The 25,772-nt window shown below is 63.1% G+C and carries 21 protein-coding genes; 7 read left to right on the top strand and 14 right to left on the bottom strand.

The window, feature by feature from the left end; all coding sequences use genetic code 11:
• The first annotated feature begins 95 nt into the window (after positions 1-95).
• Both APH27_RS15915 and APH27_RS15910 read left to right on the top strand, forming a co-directional pair.
• On the top strand, positions 96-776 hold the full coding sequence (locus APH27_RS15915) for a hypothetical protein (protein ID WP_060485316.1): 681 nt from the start codon (positions 96-98) through the stop codon (positions 774-776).
• Positions 777-847: 71 nt separating this feature from the next.
• Complete coding sequence (locus APH27_RS15910) at positions 848-1,504, top strand: hypothetical protein (RefSeq protein ID WP_156335889.1); 657 nt, start codon at positions 848-850, stop codon at positions 1,502-1,504.
• Here APH27_RS15910 and APH27_RS15905 read toward each other — a convergent pair.
• The 8 genes from APH27_RS15905 to prmA form a co-directional block, all read right to left on the bottom strand.
• Positions 1,501-2,097: a MarC family protein gene (locus APH27_RS15905; protein ID WP_060485314.1), complete on the bottom strand. Its 597-nt coding sequence runs from the start codon at positions 2,095-2,097 to the stop codon at positions 1,501-1,503. The two genes, APH27_RS15910 and APH27_RS15905, sit on opposite strands and share 4 nt — an antisense overlap.
• Before the next feature lie 166 nt (positions 2,098-2,263).
• A complete protein-coding gene (locus APH27_RS15900; RefSeq protein WP_027920808.1) occupies positions 2,264-5,032 on the bottom strand; it encodes a hybrid sensor histidine kinase/response regulator in 2,769 nt (922 codons plus the stop codon).
• Positions 5,033-5,176: 144 nt separating this feature from the next.
• Positions 5,177-6,472: a phosphoribosylamine--glycine ligase gene (purD, locus tag APH27_RS15895; protein WP_027920809.1), complete on the bottom strand. Its 1,296-nt coding sequence runs from the start codon at positions 6,470-6,472 to the stop codon at positions 5,177-5,179.
• A 181-nt stretch (positions 6,473-6,653) separates the two neighbouring features.
• Entirely contained in the window at positions 6,654-8,261 is a 1,608-nt protein-coding gene (gene purH, locus APH27_RS15890; protein ID WP_060485313.1) for a bifunctional phosphoribosylaminoimidazolecarboxamide formyltransferase/IMP cyclohydrolase, read from the bottom strand.
• A gap of 80 nt (positions 8,262-8,341) precedes the next feature.
• Positions 8,342-8,662 (bottom strand): DNA-binding transcriptional regulator Fis, encoded by a 321-nt coding sequence (gene fis / locus APH27_RS15885; RefSeq protein ID WP_008093076.1) that lies wholly within the window; start codon positions 8,660-8,662, stop codon positions 8,342-8,344.
• On the bottom strand, positions 8,659-9,672 hold the full coding sequence (gene dusB, locus APH27_RS15880) for a tRNA dihydrouridine synthase DusB (protein ID WP_027920811.1): 1,014 nt from the start codon (positions 9,670-9,672) through the stop codon (positions 8,659-8,661). Before dusB ends, fis begins: the two co-directional genes overlap by 4 nt.
• 208 nt (positions 9,673-9,880) lie before the next feature.
• Positions 9,881-11,200: a DUF3426 domain-containing protein gene (locus APH27_RS15875; protein WP_060485312.1), complete on the bottom strand. Its 1,320-nt coding sequence runs from the start codon at positions 11,198-11,200 to the stop codon at positions 9,881-9,883.
• A 42-nt stretch (positions 11,201-11,242) separates the two neighbouring features.
• Positions 11,243-12,121 (bottom strand): 50S ribosomal protein L11 methyltransferase, encoded by an 879-nt coding sequence (gene prmA / locus APH27_RS15870; protein ID WP_060485311.1) that lies wholly within the window; start codon positions 12,119-12,121, stop codon positions 11,243-11,245.
• Between the two features lie 209 nt (positions 12,122-12,330).
• Between prmA and APH27_RS15865 the strand changes: the two genes are divergently transcribed.
• Positions 12,331-12,828, top strand: coding sequence for a hypothetical protein (locus APH27_RS15865; protein ID WP_060485310.1), 498 nt, complete (start codon positions 12,331-12,333; stop codon positions 12,826-12,828).
• 84 nt (positions 12,829-12,912) lie between these two features.
• On the opposite strand, the gene accC is transcribed toward APH27_RS15865, so the two are convergent.
• The 6 genes from accC to APH27_RS15835 all read right to left on the bottom strand — a co-directional run bounded on the left by accC (position 12,913) and on the right by APH27_RS15835 (position 21,062).
• Positions 12,913-14,268, bottom strand: coding sequence for an acetyl-CoA carboxylase biotin carboxylase subunit (gene accC, locus APH27_RS15860; RefSeq protein ID WP_009685761.1), 1,356 nt, complete (start codon positions 14,266-14,268; stop codon positions 12,913-12,915).
• 17 nt (positions 14,269-14,285) lie between these two features.
• Positions 14,286-14,747: an acetyl-CoA carboxylase biotin carboxyl carrier protein gene (gene accB, locus APH27_RS15855; RefSeq protein WP_027920815.1), complete on the bottom strand. Its 462-nt coding sequence runs from the start codon at positions 14,745-14,747 to the stop codon at positions 14,286-14,288.
• Between the two features lie 100 nt (positions 14,748-14,847).
• On the bottom strand, positions 14,848-15,300 hold the full coding sequence (gene aroQ, locus APH27_RS15850; RefSeq protein ID WP_027920816.1) for a type II 3-dehydroquinate dehydratase: 453 nt from the start codon (positions 15,298-15,300) through the stop codon (positions 14,848-14,850).
• A 179-nt stretch (positions 15,301-15,479) separates the two neighbouring features.
• Positions 15,480-17,261, bottom strand: coding sequence for a protein-disulfide reductase DsbD (locus tag APH27_RS15845; RefSeq protein ID WP_060485309.1), 1,782 nt, complete (start codon positions 17,259-17,261; stop codon positions 15,480-15,482).
• Between the two features lie 218 nt (positions 17,262-17,479).
• Complete coding sequence (locus APH27_RS15840; RefSeq protein ID WP_371262716.1) at positions 17,480-19,327, bottom strand: methyl-accepting chemotaxis protein; 1,848 nt, start codon at positions 19,325-19,327, stop codon at positions 17,480-17,482.
• A 355-nt stretch (positions 19,328-19,682) separates the two neighbouring features.
• The gene (locus APH27_RS15835; RefSeq protein ID WP_060485307.1) at positions 19,683-21,062 is read right to left on the bottom strand and encodes a diguanylate cyclase; all 1,380 of its coding nucleotides are present in this window, start codon (positions 21,060-21,062) and stop codon (positions 19,683-19,685) included.
• A 246-nt stretch (positions 21,063-21,308) separates the two neighbouring features.
• Between APH27_RS15835 and APH27_RS15830 the strand changes: the two genes are divergently transcribed.
• The 4 genes from APH27_RS15830 to speA all read left to right on the top strand — a co-directional run bounded on the left by APH27_RS15830 (position 21,309) and on the right by speA (position 25,657).
• A complete protein-coding gene (locus APH27_RS15830) occupies positions 21,309-22,376 on the top strand; it encodes a DUF2333 family protein (RefSeq protein WP_027920820.1) in 1,068 nt (355 codons plus the stop codon).
• Positions 22,377-22,378: 2 nt separating this feature from the next.
• Positions 22,379-22,915 carry an NUDIX hydrolase gene (locus APH27_RS15825; protein WP_060485306.1) on the top strand — a complete coding sequence of 179 codons (537 nt, stop codon included), beginning with the start codon at positions 22,379-22,381 and terminating at the stop codon, positions 22,913-22,915.
• Positions 22,916-23,219: 304 nt separating this feature from the next.
• Positions 23,220-23,591 (top strand): translation initiation factor Sui1, encoded by a 372-nt coding sequence (locus APH27_RS15820; protein ID WP_027920822.1) that lies wholly within the window; start codon positions 23,220-23,222, stop codon positions 23,589-23,591.
• Between the two features lie 152 nt (positions 23,592-23,743).
• Positions 23,744-25,657 (top strand): arginine decarboxylase, encoded by a 1,914-nt coding sequence (gene speA, locus APH27_RS15815; protein WP_027920823.1) that lies wholly within the window; start codon positions 23,744-23,746, stop codon positions 25,655-25,657.
• Positions 25,658-25,772: the final 115 nt, after the last annotated feature.

The following is a 25,772-nucleotide window of genomic DNA, read 5'->3' as shown; positions in this document are numbered from 1 at the left end:
GAAGTGTTACACGGCAGGCAGCGCCCGTCGTGACAGGTAGGTTTGCAGCTGGAGTTCGAAAGACTCCGACTGCACACCATCCTGGAGATACAGCAATGACCGAGAACGCAGAAAAGCAAACCCTTCAACTACTGGCCGACCAGAACCTGTTCGTTTTCACGGACGAGGTTCCCGAAGCAGTACGGGAGGCGGGCAGGAGTTGCCATGCACTGGCCAACCAGGCTGCGAACAAAAAGCAACACCCGACCCGGCAGACCGAAGCCTGGTTCGATGAGTACCTGAGGATCATGGGGGCAACCGGTTGGACCACCCTCAAGTATGAAGTGAACAAGGTCACTGAAACCGGGGCATACGTGGAAATGAGCAACCTGCTGGGGCAGGGGCTGCAGGCGGCGTATGGTGCGTCTACCGGTGATATCAAGCAAAGCATCAAGGACCTTGGCGGGGCGATTGTGGAGGCGTTGAAAGATGCCGAGACCATCAAGTTGCTGGATATCCGAAGCCGCGAAGATGATCGGGTAAGTATCAGCGTATGCAAATGCTCCCAATCAGCTGGCGGGGAAGTGGTCATGCTGGTTTGTGCATTACAGAGCGATGAACTGCCCAACCGCAAAGGTGAAACGCTACTGGGCAGGTGGGAGCACAAGGGCACTGTGACTTACGCCTGTGCCGCAGCGTTGAGCTTCAGCAAGCGACAGTATGAAGGTGCACGTGATTTGATCGACCAGAAGCTCAATAGCGCTGCACGCCAGATTCTGGCTGAAATCGACCTTTGACCCTCAACGCAGGGGGGTGTCGCCCTGGCTGACACCGTCCAACCCGACTTGCGCTTCAAGGACGTCTGCCCATGACTGATTCGAGCTCAGCAATGGCCTGTGGCAAGGCTGTCGAAACCAGCCTCCTGCCGTTCGCCGCAAATGTCGATAGCGAGGCCCGTGAAGACATTCTGCTGGTGATCCGCTTCGCACATGCCGTGGCCACTCAGGAAAAGACTGAGGGCCTGAACCCCGACTGGTTCAACAATTACCGACGCAAGCTGCAATTCCTTGGCTGGGATGCCACGCCACCACCGCTGTTCCAACAGCCAGTTGCTTTGCGTCAGCAGGTCATCGAGATGACATTGCAGCAGATCGGGCAGGTGGGCTCGCCCGAGCACCTGCAAGAAGCCGAACGCTTTGTGCTGGGCCTGCAAAAGGACCGTGAACTGATGGGGCGGGTTGAAACCCGAATGAGGGAAAACAACACGATACAGTTTCAGCTGATGCCTTGTGTGCGCCGCTCGGGGGACTACTACGAAATGGTGTTGTACCAGATGCAGTTGCTTGCACTGGAATCCACCCAGCACTTCCTCTTCGTCAAAGGTGATTTGGGCATGACGCTGACAGGGCAGAGTGCCGAATTGATCCGTTTCAACTTGCGGCTGTTCCGTGAGCAATTCAAGCAAAAAATACTAGCGGGCGTTAGTTCGGCAGCGCATCAGCAGATTCTCGATATCCAGCTCTAGGGCACCAGGTAGCCCTTGATCCCGGTGAAGATGATCTGCGCCGCCAGGGCGCAGACGAACAGCCCCATCAGACGGCTGACGATTTGCAGGCCCTGGTCACCGAGCAGTTTTTCGATGCTGTGCGAGAGGTACAGCACCAGGCCTACGGTAAAGCTGGCCAGCGCGATGCTGACGATGGCCAGCAGCTTGTCGTCCCAGTGTGGCTGGCCCACGCCCATGACCAGCAGTGCACCAATGGTGCCGGGGCCCACGGTGAGCGGAATGGTCAGCGGCACGATGGTCACGTCCTGCTGCACGTTATCGGCCTGCACGGCCGGTTTGCCCTGGGCCATGCCCAACGCCGAGATGAACAGCACGCTGCCGGCACCGATACGGAAGGCGTCGGCGGTGATGCCGAAGATGCCGAAGATCACCCGCCCGAACAGATAGAGCAGCACGCTGGCCACCAGGGCGGCAAAGGCGACCTTCCAGGCTAGTTGTTTGCGCTCCTTGCTGGAGTGACCGCGCGTCAGGCTGATGAAGCATGACAGCACGAAGAATGGGCTGTAGAGCACCAGCATCTTCAGGTAGACACTGAACAACTCATGGAGCATGGGATGATCCTTGAGGGATAAGGGTTGTGTGTAGGAGCGGCCTTGTGTCGCGAAAGGGCCGCAGAGCGGCCCCGGCAATTTCGGCAGCGAAGCTGAAAACCTGGGGCCGCTACGCGCCCCTTTCGCGACACAAGGCCGCTCCTACACTGAGCGACCGGTTTGATCACTAGGTGTGCGCAGGGTCTGCCTTGGCTTCGCGTTGGTTGGCCCAGTACTGGATCAACTCGCGCAACTGCGACAGCTCCACCGGCTTGGCCATGTGCCCGTCCATGCCGGCCAGCCGCGCGCGTTCCTTGTGCTCTGCCAGTATATGCGCGGTGAGCGCCACTACCGGGGTGCGTTGGCGCTGGTTGCTGGTTTCCCAGGCACGCAGCTGCTGGGTCGCGGAGAAACCGTCCAGCACCGGCATTTCGCAGTCCATCAGCACCAGGTCGTAACGCTGCGCCTTCATCGCCTGCAAGGCCTCCTCGCCGTTGCTGGCGGTATCGGGCTCCAGGTTGAGCTTGCCAAGCATGCCGCGGATGACCTTGGTCGAGATGCTGTTGTCTTCGGCCACCAGTACGCGGAAGTCGTTCGGCAACTCAAGCACACCAGGTGCGCCGGGCAGCGGCGCCGGGACGGCCTGCTCGCGGCCGCGTTGGGCCAGTTCTTCGGCCAGGGTGGTCTTCAGCGTATAGCCGGCAACCGGCTTGGCGAGAATGCGCTTTACCCCGGCATTGCGCGCGATGACCTTGCTGGGCGCGTTACTGATACCGGTGAGCATCACCACCAGGATGTCGTGGTTCAGGCTCGGGTCTTCCTTGATCTTGGCCGCCAACTGCATGCCGGTCATGCCGGGCATGTTCTGGTCGAGCAACACGGCGTCGAAGTAGTCGCGCAGGTGCGCCTTGGTGCGCAGCAGGGCCAATGCTTCCTTGCCGGACGGCACCGCACTGACATTCATGCCCCAGGCGCTGCACTGCTGCACCAGCACCTTGCGACAGGTGTCGTTGTCGTCCACCACCAGCACCCGGGCGTCGCGCAGTGGGCCGTCGAGGTCTGCCGGCGGCTGCTCAAGGCGTGACGGGTCGAGCGGCAAGGTCAGCCACAGGGTATTGCCCATGCTGGTACTGCTCTTGATGCCGAACTCACCTTGCATCAGGCCGATCAGCTGCTTGGCGATGACCAGCCCAAGGTGGCCGCCGAGCTTGTTGCTGGAGAGGAAGTGGTGGCTATGCAGTTCGGCCTGCAGCAGGGCTTCGCGCTCGGCTGCTGGCAGCGGCTCGCCACTGTCCTGCACGGCAATGCGCAGGCGGGGGATTTCCCCACGCTGGTCCAGTGCCACCACCAGCAGGATCTCGCCCTGCGAGGTGTTCTTGAGGGCATTTTCCAGCAGGCTCGACAGCGCCTGGCGCAGGCGTGTCGGGTCGCCACTGATGACCCGCGGCACTTGCGGCTGGGTGAAGCTGATCAGCTCGATGTTCTGCTGCTCGGCCTTGGCGCGGAAAATGTTCAGGCAGTCTTCGATCAGGGCGTTGAGGTCGAATTGCACGTCATCCAGTTCGATCTGCCGGGATTCGAGCTTGGAGATGTCGAGAATCTCGTTGATCAGTGTCAGCAGCTCGTTGCCGGCACTGTGGATGGTCTGTACATAGTCGCGTTGCTTGACCGACAGCGGAGTGCCGAGCAGCAGCTCGGTCATGCCCAGCACGCCGTTCATGGGGGTGCGGATTTCGTGGCTGATCTTTGCCAGGAACTCCGCCTTGGCGTTGATCTCGGCGTCGCTGGCAGCCAGGGCACGGCTGGCGCTGAAGCGTTCTTCGCTCATGCGCCGCAGGCGCTCACTGACGGCCAGGTTGAGCAGCAGGCCACTGGCCACGGTCATGCCCAGAAGGATGCACAGCAGCCAGGGCGTCGAGGCACGAGTCAGGCCGAGCAGGGCGGGCAGCAGCACCAGGCCGCCAAGGTTGAACACCAGCATGGCGATGGTGAACAGCCGTGCAGGCGCATAGCCCTTGTACCAGTGGTAGCTGCTGGCCAGCAGCATGGTCACGCTGCCGATGGCCAGCAGGGCATAGGTCATCAGGTTGAGTGGCAGGGTGTCGACGAACAGCAGGATCAGCCCGCTGACCGCCGCGACCAGCATCTCGCCCTGCAGCAGGCGGTTGAGCCGCGGTGAGTTGCAGGGTGAGAAGAAATGCTGGGTGAAATACAGCCCCGACAGCCCTGCCAGCACCAGGGTCAGGTAGGCGGCCGGGGTTTGTGCGCTGTGCCACAGGTGCCACCAAGGGCCGCTGAGGTTGAGCAGGATCAGGCCGCTGAGCATCATCAGGCCGTGATACAGGGCCAGATACAAGGTGGTGCTGGAGCGGGTGTAGAGGAAGCGGATCAGGTTGTGCAGGATGAGCATCACCAAGCCGCCGAACAGCATGCCGAACAGCAATGGCTGGCTATGGTCGGACGCGGCTACCGCTGCGGACTCCAGGCTGATGGCCGGGCGCAGTTGGTGCTCCGAGACCAGGCGCAGGTAGATGTCCAGTGGATGCTGGCTGTTGGGCAAGGGTAAAACGTGGTCGCTGCCGCGCAGGGTCGGGCTGGCGTTGCCGGCCTGGCGCCCATGGTGCAGTTGGCGCAGCAGCCTGTCGCCATCCAGGGCATAGAGGTCGAGGCGGGACAGGTCGGGGGCGAAGATGCGCAGCAGTTGCTCCTGATCGCCCGGTTCCAGGCGGTAGTGCAACCACAGGGCCTGTTCGGCCGGTGCGGCATCGAGCTCGGCAAGGGTGGTTGGGCTGAACTGGCTGCGGTAGCGGTCGGAGCGCACGTCGCTCAACTGCAGGTTGGCCTGTTCATCGAGCAGAACGGACCAGCCTCCGCCTTGTTCGGCCGAAGCCGGGAACAGGCAGAGCAAAGTCAGCAAGCTGACGATCAGAGCTGTGGCAATCCGAAGCCGACGCACTACGAGATCCCTTCCTAGCCGATATGCCAGATACTAACTATGCGCGGCGCGCCAAGCCGAAGGCAAGGCCCCGGAGGGCCCTGTCGACGAGCCGGATACCGCAGGCGCAAAGTGCCTTGGCGTGCTGCGGCAACCCGGTACAACTTACTGCTGGTGTTCACCGCGCTCGCGGGCAATGGCCCGGTAGCCGATGTCGGTGCGGTAGAAGCTGCCGTTCCAGCTCACTTCCTTGGCCAGGCGGTAAGCCTGTTGCTGGGCATCGGCAACGCTCGCACCCATGGCGGTGGCACAGAGCACGCGGCCGCCGTTGGTGACGACCTGGCCGTCTTTGAGCGAAGTGCCGGCATGGAACACCTTGCCTTCGATCTTGGCCGCAGCATCCAGGCCGTTGATCACGTCACCCTTGGCGTAGTCGCCCGGGTAACCGCCTGCAGCCAGCACCACGCCCAGGCTCGGGCGAGGGTCCCACTGCGCTTCGACCTTGTCCAGGGCCTTGGCGAAGGCGGCTTCGACCAGCAGCACCAGGCTCGACTCCAGGCGCAGCATGACCGGCTGGGTTTCAGGGTCGCCGAAACGGCAGTTGAACTCGATGACCTTGGGGTTGCCCGCCTTGTCGATCATCAGGCCGGCATACAGGAAGCCGGTATAGACGTTGCCTTCTTCGGCCATGCCACGCACGGTCGGCCAGATCACCTGGTCCATCACGCGCTGGTGAACGTCCGGGGTGACCACTGGGGCTGGCGAGTAGGCGCCCATGCCGCCGGTGTTCGGGCCGGTATCCTGGTCGCCGACGCGCTTGTGGTCCTGGCTGGTGGCCATTGGCAGCACGTTGTGGCCGTCGACCATGACGATGAAGCTGGCTTCTTCGCCGTCGAGGAATTCTTCGATGACCACGCGCGAACCGGCTTCGCCAAAGGCGTTGCCGGCCAGCATGTCACGTACGGCGGCTTCGGCTTCTTCCAGGGTCATGGCGACGATCACGCCCTTGCCCGCAGCCAGGCCGTCGGCCTTGATCACGATCGGTGCGCCTTTTTCCTGCAGGTAGGCCAGGGCCGGCTCGATCTCGGTGAAATTCTGGTAGTCGGCAGTGGGGATCTTGTGACGCGCCAGGAAGTCCTTGGTGAAGGCCTTGGAGCCTTCCAGCTGGGCTGCGCCCTTGGTCGGGCCGAAGCAGTCCAGGCCGCGGCTGCGGAACAGGTCGACCACGCCGATCACCAGGGGGGCTTCAGGGCCGACGATGGTCAGGTCGACGTTCTTTTCGGCGAAGTCAGCCAGTTGCTCCAGAGCGCAGACGTCGATGGCGACGTTCTCGCACTTGGCTTCGATGGCGGTGCCGGCGTTGCCCGGGGCAACGAAGACTTTCTCGACGCGTGGGTCCTGGGCGACTTTCCAGGCCAGGGCGTGCTCGCGGCCGCCGCTGCCGATGATCAAAACTTTCATGTCAAAACCTCTGTTTGGCGGTGAACCTCGCCCCCGTGTAGGCGCGGCCTCGTGTCGCGAAAGGGCCGCAGAGCGGCCCCGGGATTTCTGCTGTGTTGCAAAAACCGGGGGGCTGCTGCGCAGCCCTTTCGCGACACCAGGCCGCTCCTACCGGGGGCCGAGGTTCGCCCGACCGGCTTAATTAGTGGCGGAAGTGGCGCATGCCGGTGAAGACCATGGCGATACCGGCTTCATCAGCAGCAGCAATCACCTCGGCATCACGCATCGAGCCACCCGGCTGGATCACGGCGCTGATACCCACTTTAGCCGCATTGTCGATACCGTCACGGAACGGGAAGAACGCGTCCGAAGCCATGACCGCACCTTGCACTTGCAAGCCGGCATGCTCGGCCTTGATCGCAGCGATGCGAGCGGAGTTGACGCGGCTCATCTGGCCGGCGCCGACGCCGATGGTCTGGCGCTGCTTGGCGTAGACGATGGCGTTGGACTTGACGAACTTGGCCACTTTCCAGGCAAACACCAGGTCGTGAATCTCTTGCTCGGTCGGGGCACGCTTGGTGACGATCTTCAGGTCATCGGCGGTGATCATGCCGATATCGCGGCTCTGCACCAGCAGGCCACCGTTGACGCGCTTGAAGTCCCAACCGGCAGCGCGCTCGGCTGGCCACTCGCCGCACTCCAGCAGACGCACGTTCTGCTTGGCCGCCACCACGTCGCGGGCAGCCTGGGAGATTTTCGGCGCGATGATCACTTCGACGAACTGACGGTCGACGATGGCCTGGGCGGTTTCGCCGTCCAGTTCGCGGTTGAAGGCGATGATGCCACCGAACGCGGACTCGGTGTCGGTGGCGTAGGCCAGGTCGTAGGCCTTGCGGATGCCGCCTTCGTCTTCAGGCACAACGGCGACGCCGCACGGGTTGGCGTGCTTGACGATGACGCAGGCCGGCTTGACGAAGCTCTTCACGCACTCCAGCGCGGCGTCGGTGTCGGCCACGTTGTTGAACGACAGTTCCTTGCCTTGCAGCTGGACAGCGGTGGAAATGCTGGCTTCGCCTTTCTTCGCTTCAACGTAGAACGCCGCGCTCTGGTGCGGGTTCTCGCCGTAGCGCATTTCCTGGGCCTTGACGAACTGGCTGTTGAAGGTGCGTGGGAATTCGCTGCGTGCGGAGGTCGAAAGGGTCTCTTTGGCCTGGTCGATGGTGCCCATGTAGTTGGCGATCATGCCGTCGTAGGCGGCAGTGTGCTCGAACGCCTTGAGCATCAGGTCGAAGCGCTGGGCGTAGGTCAGGCCACCGGCCTTCAGGCCTTCCAGCACGCCGGCGTAGTCGCTGGCGTTGACCACGATGGCGACATCCTTGTGGTTCTTGGCAGCCGAACGGACCATGGTCGGGCCGCCGATGTCGATATTCTCGATGGCGGTCGGCAGGTCACAGCCCGGCTTGGAAATGGTGGCTTCGAACGGGTACAGGTTGACTGCAACCAGGTCGATCGGCTTGATGCCGTGCTCGTTCATGATGGCGTCGTCGGTGCCGCGGCGGCCGAGGATGCCACCGTGGATCTTCGGGTGCAGGGTCTTGACCCGGCCATCCATCATTTCGGCGAAGCCAGTGTAGTCGGCCACTTCCACCGCGCTCACACCGTTGTCCTTGAGCAGCTTGTAGGTGCCGCCGGTGGACAGGATCTCGACACCGAGCTGTTGCAGCTCACGGGCGAATTCGAGGATACCGGTCTTGTCGGAGACGCTGATCAGGGCGCGGCGGACTGGCAGGCGGGTAGTCTGGTCGGTCATTTCGGGTTCCAATAACGCGGTGGAGTCAGCAAAAAAGGCGTCTCTTCGCAGAGGCCGCCTTTTCTGATTGGGATTCTGGCTTACAACAAGTCGTACTGCTTGAGCTTCTTGCGCAGGGTGCCACGGTTGAGCCCGAGCATCTCACTGGCCTTGGTCTGGTTGCCCTTCACGTAGTTCATCACGCTTTCGAGCAGGGGCGCCTCGACTTCGGAGAGCACCAGGTTGTACACGTCGGTGACGGTCGCGCCTTCCAGGTGTGCGAAGTAGTTGTGCAGCGCCTTCTCGACGCTGTCGCGAAGGGTCTGGCCCTCTTCGCTCGGCGTGTTGAGGTGCTGTTTGAGGTTGGCGTTGTCGCTCACGGGCGTTGTTCCACTCACTAATGTCTCAGTCATCATCGTCATGCGGCCACCCCTTGTCCGTCCTCTGTCTCAAGGCTCTGTCGACGTTCGCTGAAGTACTCGCGAACGTTGGCGCACTGCGCTTGTGTGTCTTCCAAAGCGTTGAACCGGGAGCGAAACTCCTTGCCGCCGGGTCGTGTTGCCAGGTACCAGCCCACGTGCTTGCGGGCGATACGTACGCCCATCACATCGCCATAGAAGGCATGCAGCGCGGCCAGGTGCTCCAGCAGGATGCGTTCCACTTCGTCCAACTGCGGGGCCGGCAAATGCTGGCCAGTCCCCAAAAAATGTTCGATCTCGCGAAAGATCCATGGCCGCCCCTGGGCAGCCCGGCCAATCAGCAAGCCGTCGACCCCGGTGGCATCCAGCACCGCCCGGGCCTTTTCTGGCGAAGTGATATCGCCATTGGCGAAAACCGGGATCGACACCGCCTGCTTGATGGCAGCGATGGTGTCGTATTCGGCTTCGCCGGTGTACAGGTCGGCGCGTGTACGGCCATGCACCGCCAGCGCCTGGATGCCGGCCTGTTCGGCGATCTTCGCCACGTTCAGGCCGTTCTTGTTCGCCCGGTCCCAGCCGGTGCGGATTTTCAGCGTCACCGGAACGTCCACCGCGCCGACCACGGCGTGGAGGATTTCGGCGACCAGAGCTTCATCTCTCAATAAAGCAGAGCCTGCAGCTTTGTTGCAGACTTTTTTTGCCGGGCAGCCCATGTTGATATCGATGATCTGGGCGCCTGCCTCGACGTTGGCCCGGGCTGCTGCTGCCATCATCTGCGCATCACCACCGGCGATCTGCACCGAGCGAGGCTCGGGATCACCTTCATGGATGCGGCGCAGGCTGGACTTGCGGCTGTTCCACAGGCTCATGTCGCTGCTGACCATCTCCGATACCACCATGCCTGCGCCCAGACGCTTGCAAAGTGTTCGGAAAGGCTGGTCCGTGACCCCGGCCATGGGCGCGAGGATCAGGTTGTTGCGTAGTGTGTATGGGCCGATGCGTACCGCCGACATAGGTGTTCCCTGTTGTGGGGCCGAATCATTGGAGTCCGAAAAAGGGTTGGCATGATACCCGCTCTCGGTGACCGGATAAAGAAGGATTTGGATAAATTCTGTACAGCTGCCGGCTTATGCCGTTGAGCTGCAAGTCGCACGCTTCAAGCTGCAAGAGGGGGCAGACCGGCTATCGGGTTCTTGCCGCCTGTTGCTTGCAGCTTGCAGTTCATTCGGGGGAGCGGAAACTCAGGCTGTAGTTCACGGCCTTCGGGCCTGGGTCGAGAATATCCAGAGCGATGTGGATCGGTGTCTGGCTGGGCATTTCACCGCGCCCGGCCAGTTCGCCCGACAGGTACTCGCTAGGTTTGAAGCGACGGCTGGCAATCAGCTGCCCATTGAGGTCGGCGAAACGCAGCTCCAGCAGCGGGAACGGCTGGGCAAACGGTGCGCGGTTGTAGATGATCGCATCGACGATCAGCGCACCCTTGAAATCCGGGTGGCTGCGCACGACCAGGTTGCTGCTCTTGATCCGGCCGATATCGACGCGGGTAGGCACTTCGCAGCCTAACATCGGGCACATTTGCAGGAAAATCGGCCGGTACTGGTCCTGGCGGGCCAGCTCGTCGAAGTGGAACCACACGTACTGGAAGGCCAGCAGGCCGGCGGCCAGCAGGGTCAGGAAACCCCACAGCAGGCGCTTGCCCCAGTTGGGCTGCGGTTTCTCCCAACCCAGTTGCAGCGGGTCGTCGACCACGTCGACCAGCGGCTCCTTGCGCGACGGGCGCTCGGGCTTGGCGGCAAAGCCGGGCTCCAGGCGTTCGCCGGGCATTGGCTCGAGCGGGTCGTCATCGCGGGCCGACAGATGGAGGTCGGTGTCGTCGTCATCACGGGCGCTCAGGCCTTTTTCGTGGATGACGTCGTCATCGGTCTCGTCGAACTGCTGCGCAGGTTCCGGCTCGGCAGCACGTTGCGCGGGCGGTTCGTCGTCGAGGTCGAGGTCCAGGCTGCCACCGAGGGTCGGCTCGGTACGATCACCAGGCTCGGGCTCCAGTGGCCGCTCGTCCAGCAGCACCGGCGCCGGCTCGTGGGCCACAAGCGGCTCATGACGGTCGTCGGTAGCGGTGCCGAACAGTTCGTCGCCAGCCTCATCGGCAGCCGGTTCGTCGCGGCGGGCCTGCAAGGCACCGGCCTTGGCGTCCGCGCGCGGTTCGCCAGGCTCGCCACGGCGTTCCAGGCGGGCGAGCTCCTGGTCCAGGTCGAGCTCATCAAGCGCCTGGGCGGTAATGGCCCAGTCTTGTTTCTCGACCGGCGTGGGCTCGCTGGCGACCGGTTCTGGCGCCGCGACCGGTTCGACCACCGCAGGCGGTGCTGCTGCGGGGACGACGCTGGCCCCGGCACGGTTCTGCTCCAGCAACTGCTTGGCTGCATTGAACACCTGCAGGCAGTGCCCGCAGCGCACGACGCCGCGAGCCACGCTCAACTGGTGATGGGTGACGCGAAAGCTGGTCTGGCAATGCGGGCACTGGGTGACGAAACTGTCGGTCATGCGGCAATCCGGGAGCTGTGCAGAGAAGTATTCTAGGCCCGCTTAGCGGCGCCGACCACTGATGCGCACCCAGCCGTCGCGCACGACGATCGGGTCCAGGTCGAAGTCGGCGGCGTAGGCGGCGGCCACTTCCTCACCCTGTTCGGCGAGGATGCCCGACAGCGCCAGCAGGCCGCCTGGGCGAACCAGGCCGGACAGCTGCGGCGCCAGCGAAACCAGCGGGCCCGCGAGGATATTGGCGACCAGCACGTCGGCCTGCATGGCGGGCATGTGCTCGGGCAGGTACAGCGCCAGCTTGTCGTCGGCGATGCCGTTGCGCTGGGCGTTGTCACGCGAGGCTTCGATGGCCTGTACGTCGATGTCGGTACCTACGGCCTCGCGAGCGCCCAGCAGCAGGGCGGCGATGGCGAGAATGCCCGAGCCGCATCCGAAGTCCAGCACCTGGGTGCCTTGCAACTGCTGGCCGTCGAGCCATTCCAGGCACAGCGCGGTGGTCGGGTGGGTGCCGGTGCCGAAGGCCAGGCCTGGGTCGAGCAGCAGGTTGACTGCGTTCTTTTCCGGGGCATCGTGCCAGCTCGGCACGATCCACAGGCGCTGGCCGAAGCGCATCGGCTGGAAACCGTCCATCCAGCTGCGTTCCCAGTCCTGGTCCTCGATTACCTCGGCCTGGTGCTCGGGCAGTTCGGCGCCGGTCAGCAGTTGCAGGTGGGCGAACACCGCTTCAGGCTCGGCGTCGGCTTCGAACAGTGCCAGCAAGTGTGTGTGCGACCACAGCGGGGTGGTGTTGAGGTCGGGTTCGAAGATCGGCTGGTCTTCGGCATCCATGAACGTGACCGATACGGCGCCTACTTCGAGCAGGGCGTCTTCGTAGGTTTCGGCTTGTTCCGGGCTGATGGCCAGGCGTACTTGCAGCCAAGGCATGGCGGGCACCTTTGGTAAATCTGACAGGGGCAGCCCGAGGCTGCGCGAAGGCTGGCAGTTTACGCGAGTGCGGGGGGTTTGTAGAGCAGGCCGGACAGGCAGTGGAGGATGATCAGCGCTTGCACAGGAACCCAAGCAGTATTTATCCCTTGTCGCGCGCTTGAGGGCACTAATTTGTAGCGCCTCTTCAATGACTCGGGTGTCTGGACATGAGCGAAAACGATGACTTGCAACAGCGACTGTTCCAATGGAGCGAGGCCTTCACTGCCAGCCTGCAGTCTCAGGCCACTTTTATGGACGTTCTGGACGAACACCTGGCGGTCGGGTTTCAAACGCTGATGGGGGCAGCCATTGCACCTGGCCAGCTTGGCGTTATGCGAGGGGCTGCTCTAAACCGAGAAGATGAAGCCTGGCGGGCTGAAATCGCAATCGACCAGCATGACGTGGCCGAGATCGTTATAGAGAGTGTGCGCAGCCGGTTGCTGCATGCCTATGAAGATTATCTGCTGCGGCACTGGCAGGGCAGGCCGAAGGACCTTGTCTACGTATCGTCCTATGACAAACGTATTGCGCAATTACTGAACGCACATGTGCAGCAGCTCGGTGAGTTTCTGGACGCAAACACGGAGATTGATGTTTTTCTCGACCTGCAGGCCAAGTGGTGGAAGCAGCAGCCCATGGAGGTGCTTCCTGCAAGCGAGCGCTGACGCTGCGAGGGTCGTGAGCCCGCCGTGAGGGCCAATAAAAACCCCGGCACTGGGCCGGGGTTTTCATGCATCACGCTAACGCGATCACTCCTGGTTGGCCAGTTTGTGCTCGAGGTAGTGGATGTTCACGCCGCCTTTGCAGAAACCTTCATCACGCACCAGGTCGCGGTGCAGCGGGATGTTGGTCTTGATGCCATCGACGACGATCTCGTCCAGGGCATTGCGCATGCGTGCCATGGCTTCGTCGCGGTCTTTGCCGTAGGTGATCAGCTTGCCGATCAGCGAGTCATAGTTCGGCGGAACCGAATAGCCGCTGTACAGGTGCGAATCGACGCGTACGCCGTTGCCGCCCGGGGCGTGGAAGTGCTTGACCTTGCCTGGGCTCGGAATGAACTTCTTCGGGTCTTCGGCGTTGATCCGGCACTCCAGCGAGTGGCCACGGATGACCACGTCTTCCTGGCGGAACGACAGCTTGTTGCCAGCGGCGATGCTCAGCATCTCCTTGACGATGTCGATACCGGTGACCATCTCCGACACCGGGTGCTCAACCTGCACACGGGTGTTCATCTCGATGAAGTAGAAACGGCCGTTCTCGTACAGGAACTCGAAGGTACCAGCACCGCGGTAGCCGATTTCGATACACGCATCAACGCAACGCTTGAAGACTTCCTGACGGGCCTTCTCGTCGATGCCTGGGGCTGGGGCTTCTTCCAGCACCTTCTGGTGACGACGCTGCAGCGAGCAGTCGCGGTCGCCCAGGTGAATGGCGTTGCCCTGGCCGTCGGACAGCACCTGAACTTCCACGTGACGTGGGTTGGTCAGGAACTTCTCCAGGTAGACCATCGGGTTGCCGAAGGCGGCACCGGCTTCGGTACGGGTGAGCTTGGCCGAGGCGATCAGGTCCTCTTCCTTGTGCACCACGCGCATGCCGCGGCCACCACCGCCACCGGCGGCCTTGATGATCACCGGGTAGCCGACGTCACGGGCGATCGCCAGGGCGACCTCTTCGTCTTCCGGCAGCGGGCCATCGGAGCCCGGTACGGTTGGAACGCCCGACTTGATCATCGCGTCCTTGGCCGAAACCTTGTCGCCCATCAGGCGGATGGTGTCGGCTTTCGGGCCAATGAAGGCGAAACCGGACTTTTCCACCTGCTCGGCGAAATCGGCGTTTTCCGCGAGGAAGCCGTAACCCGGGTGGATCGCGGTGGCGCCGGTGACTTCGGCGGCAGCGATGATCGCCGGGATGTGCAGGTAGGAATCCTTGGACGATGCAGGGCCGATGCAGACCGACTCGTCTGCCAGGCCCAGGTGCATCAGTTCACGGTCGGCGGTGGAGTGCACCGCGACGGTCTTGATGCCCAGCTCTTTGCAGGCACGCAGGATCCGCAGGGCAATTTCCCCACGGTTGGCGATCAGGACTTTTTCGAGCTTCCCAGACATCGTTGGCTCTCCGCGATTCAAACGATGGTGAACAGCGGCTGGTCGAACTCAACCGGCTGGCCGTCTTCCACCAGGATGGCGTCGATGACACCGCCGACATCGGCTTCGATGTGGTTCATCATCTTCATGGCTTCGACGATGCACAGGGTGTCGCCTTTCTTCACGGACTGACCGACTTCTGCGAAGTTCGGCGAGGTCGGCGAAGGCTTGCGGTAGAAAGTACCGACCATCGGCGAACGGATCACGGTGCCTTTCAGGGCTGGTGCAGCAGCAGCGGTTTCAGCGGCTGGAGCAGCGGCGGCAACTGGAGCTGCGGCAGGCGCGGCAGCCATTGGCGCAGGTGCGTAGAACTGCTGTGCAGCCGGGGTCTTGCTGTGGCGGCTGATACGGACCGACTCTTCGCCTTCCTTGATCTCCAGCTCGTCGATGCCAGACTCTTCCAGCAGCTCGATCAGTTTCTTGACTTTACGGATATCCATTAATCATCAACTCCCAAAGGTTCGGTCAGGGGGCGAAATTTAAAAACGTATCTGAACGTTTCTCTCTAACCCCGGCCCACTGAGGCCAGGGTTTTCGTTATCAGGGCTGTGCGTTGGCAGCCAGTTGTTCCAGTGCAGACTCCAGAGCCAGGCGATAACCGCTGGCGCCCAGGCCGCAGATCACTCCTACGGCAACATCAGAAAAGTAGGAGTGGTGACGGAACGGTTCGCGTTTGTGCACGTTGGACAGGTGCACTTCGATGAATGGGATGCTCACCGCGAGCAATGCGTCACGTAATGCGACGCTTGTGTGGGTGAAAGCAGCCGGATTGATCAGGATGAAGTCCACACCCTCGTTGCGTGCGGCGTGAATACGTTCGATCAGTTCGTACTCGGCATTGCTCTGCAGGTACTGCAGATGGTGGCCAGCGGCGCGGGCACGCTGCTCCAGGTCCTGGTTGATCTGGGCCAGGGTCACGGCGCCGTAGTGGCCCGGTTCGCGAGTCCCGAGCAGGTTCAGGTTGGGGCCGTGAAGCACCAGTAGGGTTGCCATCTGCGGTTTCCTTGGATTTGTAGGGCAATTCGACACAGCGCGGCGAGTGTGCCGCAAAGCGACGGCAAGTGTCCAGTTCCCGGCAATAGCCAGCACGTTGCCCGAGGTTCGCGCGAAGTATGTGACCAAATAATTAAATCTGGTCACTCATTTGGAGAAAATTCCCCGCACGCGGGAAGTTATAGACCGAGTTTGCTGCGCACGCGCGTCAGAATCTGTGCAAATTCCCCGGCGTTTATCTCGCCAATCACCCGATCGGTGGTCATTTCGCTGCCGTTCGCAGCAAAGAACAGCAGCGCTGGCGGCCCGAACAACTGATAGCGGTCGAGCAGGGTGCGCTGTTCGGCGCTGCTCTCGGTGATATCGAAGCGCAACAGCTTGAAGGCGCTTAACTGGCCCTGAACCTGCGGTGCATTGAGCACTTCGTGCTCGATCACCTTGCAGCTGATGCACCAGTCGGCGTACCAGTCCAGCAGTACCGGCTGGCCGGTGGCCTTGGCTTCGGCCAGGGCAGCGTCCAGCGCGGCTGGTGTGGTCACTGTTTGCCAGGCGCCTGATGTTGCCGCCGTCTGGCTGCTGGCGCTTGCCACTCCGGGGGCTGGCAATGGGCGCAGCGGATCGCCTTGGCCATTCAGGGCGCCATACCAGCAGGCCAGGGCATAAACCAGCAGTGCCAGGCCCAGCAGTTGCGCCAGCCGTTGGCGTGGTGTTTTGACCACGAACTCCAAGGCACCGAGGAACAGGGCCACGCCAGCCGCCAGGAAGCCGACCAGCAGCAAGGTTGCCGGCCCCGGCAGCACGCGGCTGAGCAGGCCGATGGCCAGGCCCAGCAGCAACACGCCAATCGCGTTTTTCACGGTGTTCAGCCAAGGGCCGCTCTTCGGCAACCAGGTTGCGCCCCCCGTGGCAATCAACAGCAAGGGTGCACCCATGCCAAGGCCCAGGGCGAACAGCTTGAGCGCGCCGCCCACGGCATCGCCGCTGGCGCTGATGTACAGCAAGGCACCGGCCAGCGGCGCTGACACGCAGGGCGAGACCAGCAGGCTGGAGAGCACGCCGAGCACCGCCGCACCGAGCAGCGAGCCGCCCCTGGTATGGTTGGCGACGTTGTTCAGGCGGTTGCTCAGGGCTTGTGGCAGCTTGAGTTCGAACAGGCCGAACATCGCCAGGGCGAACACCACGAAGAACAGCGCGAACGGCACCAGCACCCAGGCCGACTGCAGGCGTGCCTGCAGGTTCAGGCCTGCGCCGAACAGGCCCATCAGCGCGCCGAGCACGGCGAAGCTGGCGGCCATCGGCAGCACATAGGCCAGCGACAGGGCCAGGCCGCGCAGGCCGCCAACCTGGCCACGCAGGACCACGCCGGAGAGGATTGGCAGCATCGGCAGTACGCAGGGGGTGAAGGTCAGGCCGACCCCGGCGAGGAAGAACAGCAGCAGCGACTTCCAGTTCCAGCCCGGTTCACTGCCTGCTGGCAAGGCAGTGTCTGCGGCGGCACCTTCGCCATCGATACTCAGTCGCTCGGTTTCGGGCGGGTAGCAAAGCCCCTTGTCGGCGCAGCCCTGGTAGCCCACCAGCAGGGTGAAGGCGCGGGCGTCTTTGCGCGGGATCTCGATGTCGAGCACACCGTGGTACACCTCGACGTCACCGAAGAACTCATCGTGCTTGGCTTCACCCTTGGGAATATTCGGCGTGCCCAGGGCGATTTCTGCCGGTTCCGTACGGAAGTGGAAGCGGTGGCGGTACAGGTAGTAACCGTCTGTGGCAACGAAGCGCAGCTTGAGCGTTTGCGCGTCGGCCTGCACCAGGCTGAGCTTGAAGGCTTCGTGCACCGGCAGGAAGTCGGCGTTGTTGGACAGCGAAGCGGCGCCGAGGGTGGCGCTGGGGCGGTTGTCGAGCAGGCCCGAGGCGAAGGCAGGGCTGGCCAGCAGCAGGAACAGCAGGAAAAACAGGCGGCGCATGGCGGACTCGCGAGGTGGAACGTGGCCGCATGATAACGGAGTTGGCGGTGGTTGAAACGGTGGGAGGCTGGAGGGCGACACATGGCCGCTGGGTTTTGCATTGCCCGTGCCGGCCCTTTCGCGGCTAAAGCCGCTCCCACAGTGTCGTCACTGGATTCGAACTTTGTGTGGTCCCTGTGGGAGCGGCTTTAGCCGCGAAGAGGCCGGTATTGGTGGACTCAGACCCTGAAAGCCCGCACCGCCTTGCTCAGCTCCCCGCCAAGGCTCAGCAGTTGCTCACCCTGCTCACGCCCTTCACCAATGCGTTGCAGGTTGTCTTCGCCCAACTCGTGAATCCGCTCACTGTGATCCCGTATCTCGCTCACCGCACCACTCTGCTGCGCCGTGACATCGGCAATGCGCACCGCCGTATCGGCAATCGTGCGGATTGCGCTGACGATCTCATCCAGCGCGCCATCGGCGGCCTGGGCCTGGTCGGCAGTGGCTTCGGCATGTTCGAGCTGGGTACGCATCCCGGCCACCGACTCCCGCGCCGCCTGCTGCAGGCGGTCGATCAGGGCCTGGATCTCACCGGTTGCCCCGGTGGTGCGCTGTGCCAGTGAACGCACCTCATCGGCCACCACCGCAAAGCCACGGCCCATCTCACCTGCACGGGCAGCTTCGATGGCAGCATTCAGTGCCAGCAGGTTGGTCTGTTCGGCGATCGAGCGGATCACCGTCAGCACGCCGCCGATGGTGGCTGACTCCTCGGCCAACTGTTCGATCATTCGCGCATTGCCCTGCACCTCGTCGACCAGCGCACGCAGCCCCGACAGGCTCTGGCCGATCACCGTCTGGCCCTGTTCCACCGCACGCCCGGCATCGCGGCTGGCATCGGCAGCAGCGCTGGCGTCGCCGGCCACTTGCTGGATGGTTGCCTCCAGCTCGCCGAGTGCATCGCGAATCTGCCCGGTATCACCGGCCTGGCGCTCGGCGCCGTCATGCAGGGCGGCGCTCATCCCGGCCAGGGCGTGGCTGCTGCCGGCAACCTGCTCGGCGTTATGGCGGATGGTGCCGACCAGTTCCACCAGGTACTGGCGCAAGCGGTTGAGCGATTCCTGAATGTCGTGCAGCTCACGATTGGTCTTGCGCAGCGCTATGGGTGCGGCGAAGTCGCCTTCGGCCCAGCGCGACAGGGCTGGGGCCAGGCTGGTCAGTGTTCGGGCCAGGCGCCGCTGCAAGGTGTCGATGAGCAGAGCGATCAGCAGGATCAGGCCGATCATCAACCCCTGCATGATGCGTACTTCGCCGGCAATCTTCGCGTGCTGGCCGCGTACTTCCGGCTCCAGGCCGGCGATGGCCTGTTGCACGGCTTCCAGCCGCTGGTGGGTGCTGGCGGCCAGGGCCGTGCGCCGTTCAATTTGCTCGCGGGTGCGCTGCAGTTCGGCGGGGTAGCGGTTGAGCAGGCTTTGCAGCTCACGCTTGAGGCCGACTGCCACGTCTTCCTGTTGCTCGCTGGCCTCGGATTCCAGGCCCATCATGGCGGCGAAGTCGTCGGCGTTGGATTCGGCGGCACGGGTCACGCCCAGCAGCGGCAGGCCATCGATGACCTGGGCCTGGGTGCGGATCCGTTGCAGCTCGCGCTCGACTTCGTCGGCCAGTTCGGCGCGGCCGCTGCTGACCAGTTTGTCCCGGGCCAGCGACAGGCGCCCCAGGTGCACGCTGGCGTCGAGCAGTGGCAGCAGGTAGCGGCTGGCTTCGCTACTGCCGCTGTCGCGGGCATAGGCGGCCAGCTGTTCGAAGTTGGCGCCCAGCTCGCGTTCGGCCTGCAGCAGCAGGGCCTGTGGGTCGCCGGCCAGCTTGCCGGCGGCGAGCAGTTCGTTGGCGGTGAAGGCCTGCAGGGTGTCCAGGCTCGGGCGCAGTTTGCCGGCGAGCGCTGGTGGCCAGTCGCTCAGTGAGGCTTCGAGCTGCTTGTTGGCCTCGGCGGCTGCAGCGTGGCGCAGGGCGTCGCCACTGCCCAGGTAGGCCTGGATGTTGCGCGCTGTCTGGTTCTGGAACTGCTGCGACAGGCTCAGGTAGCGCTCCATCAGTTGATAGGGCCGCTCCAGGGCGCGTTGCGACCACCACAAGGTCGCAGCCAGGGCGATACACACAGTCACCAGTAAGAGGGTGTTGAAATTGGTCAGCCACTTCAGGCGCATAGCCGCGAACTTCCTGCGGGGGAGTGGAGGTAGGTGGCTGAAGTTATTGCGGTTTCATGACCAGGTGATGACGACATGGGGCTGGCGCCCAAAAAAGTGGCACTGTGCCGCTATCCCTTTCTCCGGTGCTGGCCCTTTCGCGGGTAAACCCGCTCCCACAGGGATATTACAGAGTATGGGGCAGCGATCACGCTGTGGGAGCGGGTTTACCCGCGAAGAGGCCAGCACAGGTGGCAACAATCTAAGGCTCGACGCGGACCACGCAGTTACGCCCGGCATGCTTGGCCCGGTACAACGCTTCATCTGCGGTACTGGCCATGCTCAGCGCATCCAGCGCTTCGTCCAGCTGAACCACCCCGGCACTGAACGTGCACTGCAGATCCTCGGGCTGCGCCGGGTAGAGCATTTCGGCAAAGCGCCGGCGAATATCGTCAAGCACCTTGTGCGCAGCTTCCAGCGAGGTGTTGGGCATGACGATGGCGAACTCCTCGCCACCATAGCGGCCAATGAAGTCGGTCTTGCGCAGGCGTTGCTTGAGGAACAGCGCCAGGCTCTTGATCACCCGGTCGCCCATCGGGTGGCCGTGGCGGTCGTTGATCTTCTTGAAATGGTCGATGTCGAGCATGGCGAAGCTCAGCGGCTGCCGTTCGCGGCGGGCACGGTAGCTGCAGTCTTCGAGCAATTGCAGGATGTGGGTGTGGTTGTACAGCCCGGTCAGGCTGTCGCGGACCATGCGGGCCTTGAGGTGGCGGGCACGCGCGGCGCGGTTGCGCACGGTGGTTATCAGGTGCCGCGAGCGGATCGGCTTGGTCAGGAAGTCGTCTCCGCCTTCGCTCATGGCATCGAGCTGCTTGTTCAGGTCGTCCTCGGCGGACAGGTAGATGATCGGTACGCTGACGTAACGGTCATTGTGCCGGATCACCTTGGCCAGCTCTGGGCCCGAGCACGTTGGCATGTACAGGTCGAGGATGATCAGGTCGGGCTGGAAGTCGGCAAGCTCGGCCATGGCGCCGATCGGGTCGTTCAGGCTGCGGGTCAGCATCCCGGCACTGGCCAGTACCCGTTCGGTATGCAAGGCCTGGGTGCGTGAGTCGTCGATGATCAGCACGCGCAAGGGGTCTTGCTGTGCGTGGCTGGTCATGACTTCGAGTTTTTCCAGCAGGCTGGAGGCCTCCAGCGTACCGGTCAGAAACGCCTGGCCGCCAGCGCGCACCGCAGCCAGGCGGGTCGGCGTATCGGCTTCGTGCAGGCTGAAGAACAGCAACGGTATGGGCTGCTCCTGGCCTTGCTGCGCCATTGCCGCCAGCGGCAAACTTGCACCGGCGCCGGCGAAATCGACATCCATGACGATGGCTGCCGGAGGGTGCTCGGCCAGTGAAGCCAGAAAGGCACTGGCGCAGGGCTGCGGCTGCGCGCTCAGGCCGAAGAACTCCAGCTGCTGGGCGAGGCGCTCGGCGCGCTCATGGTCGTGCAGCAGCAGGTAGACCGGTTTGCGCACAGGTGGCAATTCCAGCTGATCGGGCTGGTCGCCATGGCGCAGGCGCGTGCGCGACAGGCGTTGCAACAGCTGTTCGAGCTCCTGCGAGAGGCGCTTCTGGCTCGGCTCTGCGGCTTGGGTCATGTCCTGGCTACTTATAAGTGGGCTATGCAGGTTCGATGATGGCTGTATGCTAGCACTGCTTTTTCTTCTCGCACGTGCGCCGCATCAATAAAGGCTTGCGAACGAATATTCAGTTACTGACTCATTGGTCGCTTATGCGTACGGCAGTGTCTGCTTTATAGTGCTGCGACGCGGGCTTGCCGTGGCACCCTGGCGCTGGCCTGTGGTCAAAGCCCTGAACCGTCGTGACTGATTAAGGACAAAGCCATGCTGGACTGGAAAAACCGCGAGGCCAAAGCCGAGCCCCGCGAGCGTGTCGATGGCCGCCGCGCCGCTGCCCGTAGCTATTTTGGCGGGCTCTGGAGCCGTGCCCTGGGGACCCTGATCGGGTTGTACCTGCTGGTGTGCATCGGCCTGGGCTGGTACTGGAGCGAGGAGCCGGCACTGTTCCCGGTGCAGCAGAATGCCCAGGCCGCAGCCGAACGCAACGGCCAGCAGATGGTGATCGGCTATACCACCATCGAAACCCTCAAGACCGTGGCCGGCACCCTGCTGAACAAGCCGGGCGGTTACATTTCCAACGACCGCTTCCCGCCAGGCCTGTGGATGGACAACATGCCCAGCTGGGAGTACGGCGTGCTGGTGCAGGTGCGCGACCTGTCTCGGGCCCTGCGCAAGGACTTCGCCCGTTCGCAGTCGCAGTCCACCGAAGATGCCGACCTGGCCAAGGCCGAACCGCGGTTCAACTTCGACAACAAGAGCTGGATCCTGCCGTCGAGCGAATCGGAATTCGAAGAGGGCATCAAGTCGCTGTCCCGTTATCAGTCCCGCCTGGCCGCTGGTGACAAGGGCGCGATCTTCTACACCCGTGCCGACAACCTGAACAACTGGCTGGGTGACGTGGCTACCCGCTTGGGCTCGCTGTCGCAGCGCCTGTCGGCCAGTGTGGGCCGGGTCAAGCTCAACACCACCCTGAAGACCGAGTCGGTGGTCGCCGGCCAGGCGCCGCAGGTGGATGAAGAGCTGGTGGAAACTCCGTGGCTGCAGATCGACAACGTGTTCTACGAAGCCCGTGGCCAGGCCTGGGCGCTGTCGCACCTGCTGCGCGCCATCGAGGTCGATTTCGCCGACGTGCTGGCGAAGAAGAACGCCACGGTCAGCGTGCGGCAGATCATTCGTGAACTGGAAGCCTCGCAGGAACCGCTGTGGAGCCCGATGGTGCTCAACGGCAGCGGCTTCGGCATGTGGGCCAACCACTCGCTGGTCATGGCCAACTACATTTCCCGGGCCAACGCCGCGGTCATCGACCTGCGTCAGCTGCTGTCGCAGGGTTGAGCATGGCCATCAGCGCCAGCGAGGCCGCCCACCGGGCGGCTTCCGACCGAGAACTGGTCGCCTGGGTAGATGCCGCCGACCAGGTGCTCGGTGCGCTGCCCAGGGCCGAGCTGCGCGAGCGCGGCCTGATCGGTCGCTGCACGTTCATTCTGTTGTTCAACAGTGCCGGTGAACTGTGCGTGCACCGTCGGGCCTTGAGCAAGGCGCTGTACCCAGGGTATTGGGATGTAGCGGCGGGTGGCATGGTGACAGCTGGGGAGGCGTATGCCGATTCGGCGGCCCGCGAGCTGGCCGAAGAGCTGGGCATCGATGGGGTCGAATTGCGCTTTCATGAGCGCTTCTATTTCGACCAGCCGGACAACCACCTGTGGTGCGCGGTGTATTCGGCGGTGTCGGATGCGCCGTTGCGGTTGCAGCCGGAAGAGGTGATCGAGGCGAAATTCATGAGCGTTGAGCAGGCCGAGCAGGAAAGCCGGAGCATGCCGTATTGCCCGGATTCGCTGGCGGCACTGCAGCGTTACAAGGCCAGCTTGAGATGACGCCGGGGACCGCTTTGCGGTCCTTTCGCGACACAAGGCCACTCCTGCAGGGGAGCGCGTAAGCCTTGTAGAAGCGGCCTTGCGCCGCGAAAGGGCTGCGCAGCAACCCCAAGGTCGCAAAACATTCGCAAAATGGCGCATTCCAGTACTTAGCAACGGCCCGATTTATCGTTACACTGCGCGCCCTTTTCGGGCTGTCGCAGGATCTTGCGGCAGTAGCGCCGCCCCTGCCAGAGTGGGGCTTCGCGGTCGGCCTCTACCCCAGGGCACGACCAGTTTTTGTCCTCAGCACAGAGGAACAAAAGTGGCCAAGAAAGCTTCTTCCTTCGCCGCCCTTGGCGGTCTCGTTTACTCCACCGATGCCGGTCGGCATTGCCCCGACTGTGGCCAGCCGGTGGACGCCTGCACCTGCAAGCAGCAAGTCATCCCCGAAGGTGACGGCATCGCCCGTGTGCGCCGTGAAAGCAAAGGCCGTGGCGGCAAGACCGTGACTACCGTCACCGGTGTGCCGCTGCCACTCGACCAGCTCAAGGAGCTGGCCACTACCCTCAAGCGCCGCTGCGGTACCGGCGGTGCGCTGAAGGATGGGGTCATCGAGATCCAGGGCGATCACGTCGAGCTGCTGATCGCCGAGCTCATCAAACAGGGCTTCAAGGCGAAAAAGTCCGGCGGCTGATACGCCCACGCGATTTTTTGCCCAACGCTTTCTAAACTCGTTGCCATGACCCGGGTCTACCCCAGGGCATGGACGAATCGTCATTTTCGGCTTTTACACTGCGCCCGCCTCCTTGCGGGGCAGTGTCTTGGACTTATCTATAGGGGACTTGAATGTCCGTACGACGCACACGCAAAGACGATGGTAGCCAATGGACCGTGGCCGACAGCCGCAGTGTTTATGGCATCCGCCATTGGGGCGCTGGTTATTTCGCCATCAATGAAGCCGGGCGCGTCGAAGTGCGCCCCAACGGCCCCGGCAGCGCGCCGATCGACCTGTTCGAACAGGTCGACGAGCTGCGTCAGAGCGGCCTGTCGCTGCCACTGCTGGTGCGCTTCCCCGACATCCTGCAGGACCGCGTGCGCCAGCTGACCGGCGCATTCGATGCCAACATCGCGCGCCTGGAGTATCAGAGCCAGTACACCGCGCTGTACCCGATCAAGGTCAACCAGCAAGAAGCGGTGGTAGAAAACATCATCGCCACGCAGAACGTCTCGATCGGCCTGGAGGCCGGTTCCAAGCCCGAGCTGCTGGCAGTGCTGGCGCTGGCGCCCAAGGGCGGCACCATCGTCTGCAACGGCTACAAGGACCGCGAGTTCATCCGCCTGGCGCTGATGGGCCAGAAGCTCGGCCACAACGTATTCATCGTCATCGAGAAAGAGTCGGAAGTGGCCCTGGTGATCGATGAGGCCGCCGAGCTCAAGGTCAAGCCACAGGTCGGCCTGCGCGTTCGCCTGTCGTCGCTGGCTTCGAGCAAGTGGGCCGACACCGGTGGTGAGAAGTCCAAGTTCGGTTTGTCCGCCGCCCAGCTGATCTCGGTGGTGCAGCGCTTCCGCGATGCAGGCCTGGACCAGGGCATCCGCTTGCTGCACTTCCACATGGGGTCGCAGATCGCCAACCTGGCCGATTACCAGCACGGCTTCAAGGAAGCGATCCGCTACTACGGCGAATTGCGTGCGCTGGGCCTGCCGGTCGATCACATCGACGTCGGCGGTGGCCTGGGCGTGGACTACGACGGTACCCACTCGCGTAACGCCAGCTCGATCAACTACGACATGGACGACTACGCCGGCGTGGTGGTGGGCATGCTCAAGGAGTTCTGCGACGCGCAGGGCCTGCCGCACCCGCACATCTTCTCCGAGAGCGGCCGCTCGCTGACCGCGCACCACGCCATGCTGGTGATCCAGGTCACTGACGTCGAGCGGCACAACGACGACGTGCCGACCATCGAGAACAAGGAAGCCCTGCCGGAAACCGTGCAATGGCTGGTCGACCTGCTGGGCCCGACCGACATCGAGATGGTCACCGAAACCTACTGGCGTGCCACCCACTACATGGGCGACGTGGCAGCGCAGTACGCTGATGGCAAGCTCAGCCTGGCGGAAAAGGCCTTGGCCGAGCAGTGCTACTTTGCCGTGTGCCGCCGCCTGCACAACTCGCTGAAGGCCCGCCAGCGCTCGCACCGTCAGGTGCTGGACGAGCTCAACGACAAGTTGGCCGACAAGTACATCTGCAACTTCTCGGTGTTCCAGAGCCTGCCGGACACCTGGGCCATCGGCCAGGTACTGCCGATCATCCCGCTGCACCGCCTGGACGAAGAGCCGATGCGCCGTGCGGTGCTGCAGGACCTGACCTGCGACTCTGACGGCAAGATCAACCAGTACGTCGACGAGCAGAGCATCGAGACCAGCATGCCAGTGCACGCGGTCAACGAAGGTGAGGACTACTTGCTGGGTGTGTTCCTGGTGGGTGCCTACCAGGAAATCCTCGGTGACATGCACAACCTGTTCGGTGACACCGACTCGGTGAACATCTACCAGAACGCCGATGGCAGCGTGTACCACGCCGGTATCGAGACCCACGACACCATCGAAGACATGCTGCGCTACGTGCACCTGTCGCCGGAGGAGTTGATGACCCACTACCGTGACAAGGTGGCCAGCGCCAAGATCAGCGCGCGTGAGCGCACTCAGTTCCTTGACGCATTGCGCCTGGGCCTTACCCGCTCGTCCTACCTCTCGTCCTGATCGGCGAGGCCGCTCTTACGCGTTTATCGTAGGAGCGGCCTTGCGTCGCGAAATGAGGGCGAAGCCCTCACCGAGTTCACACTCGGAAATGATCCTGGCCGCGGGCTTCGATGAC

Origin of the sequence: Pseudomonas sp. NBRC 111123 (genome assembly GCF_001320205.1) — a bacterium.
Taxonomy (GTDB): Bacteria; Pseudomonadota; Gammaproteobacteria; order Pseudomonadales; family Pseudomonadaceae; genus Aquipseudomonas; species Aquipseudomonas putida_J.
This window is presented reverse-complemented; position numbering and strand designations above follow the sequence as displayed.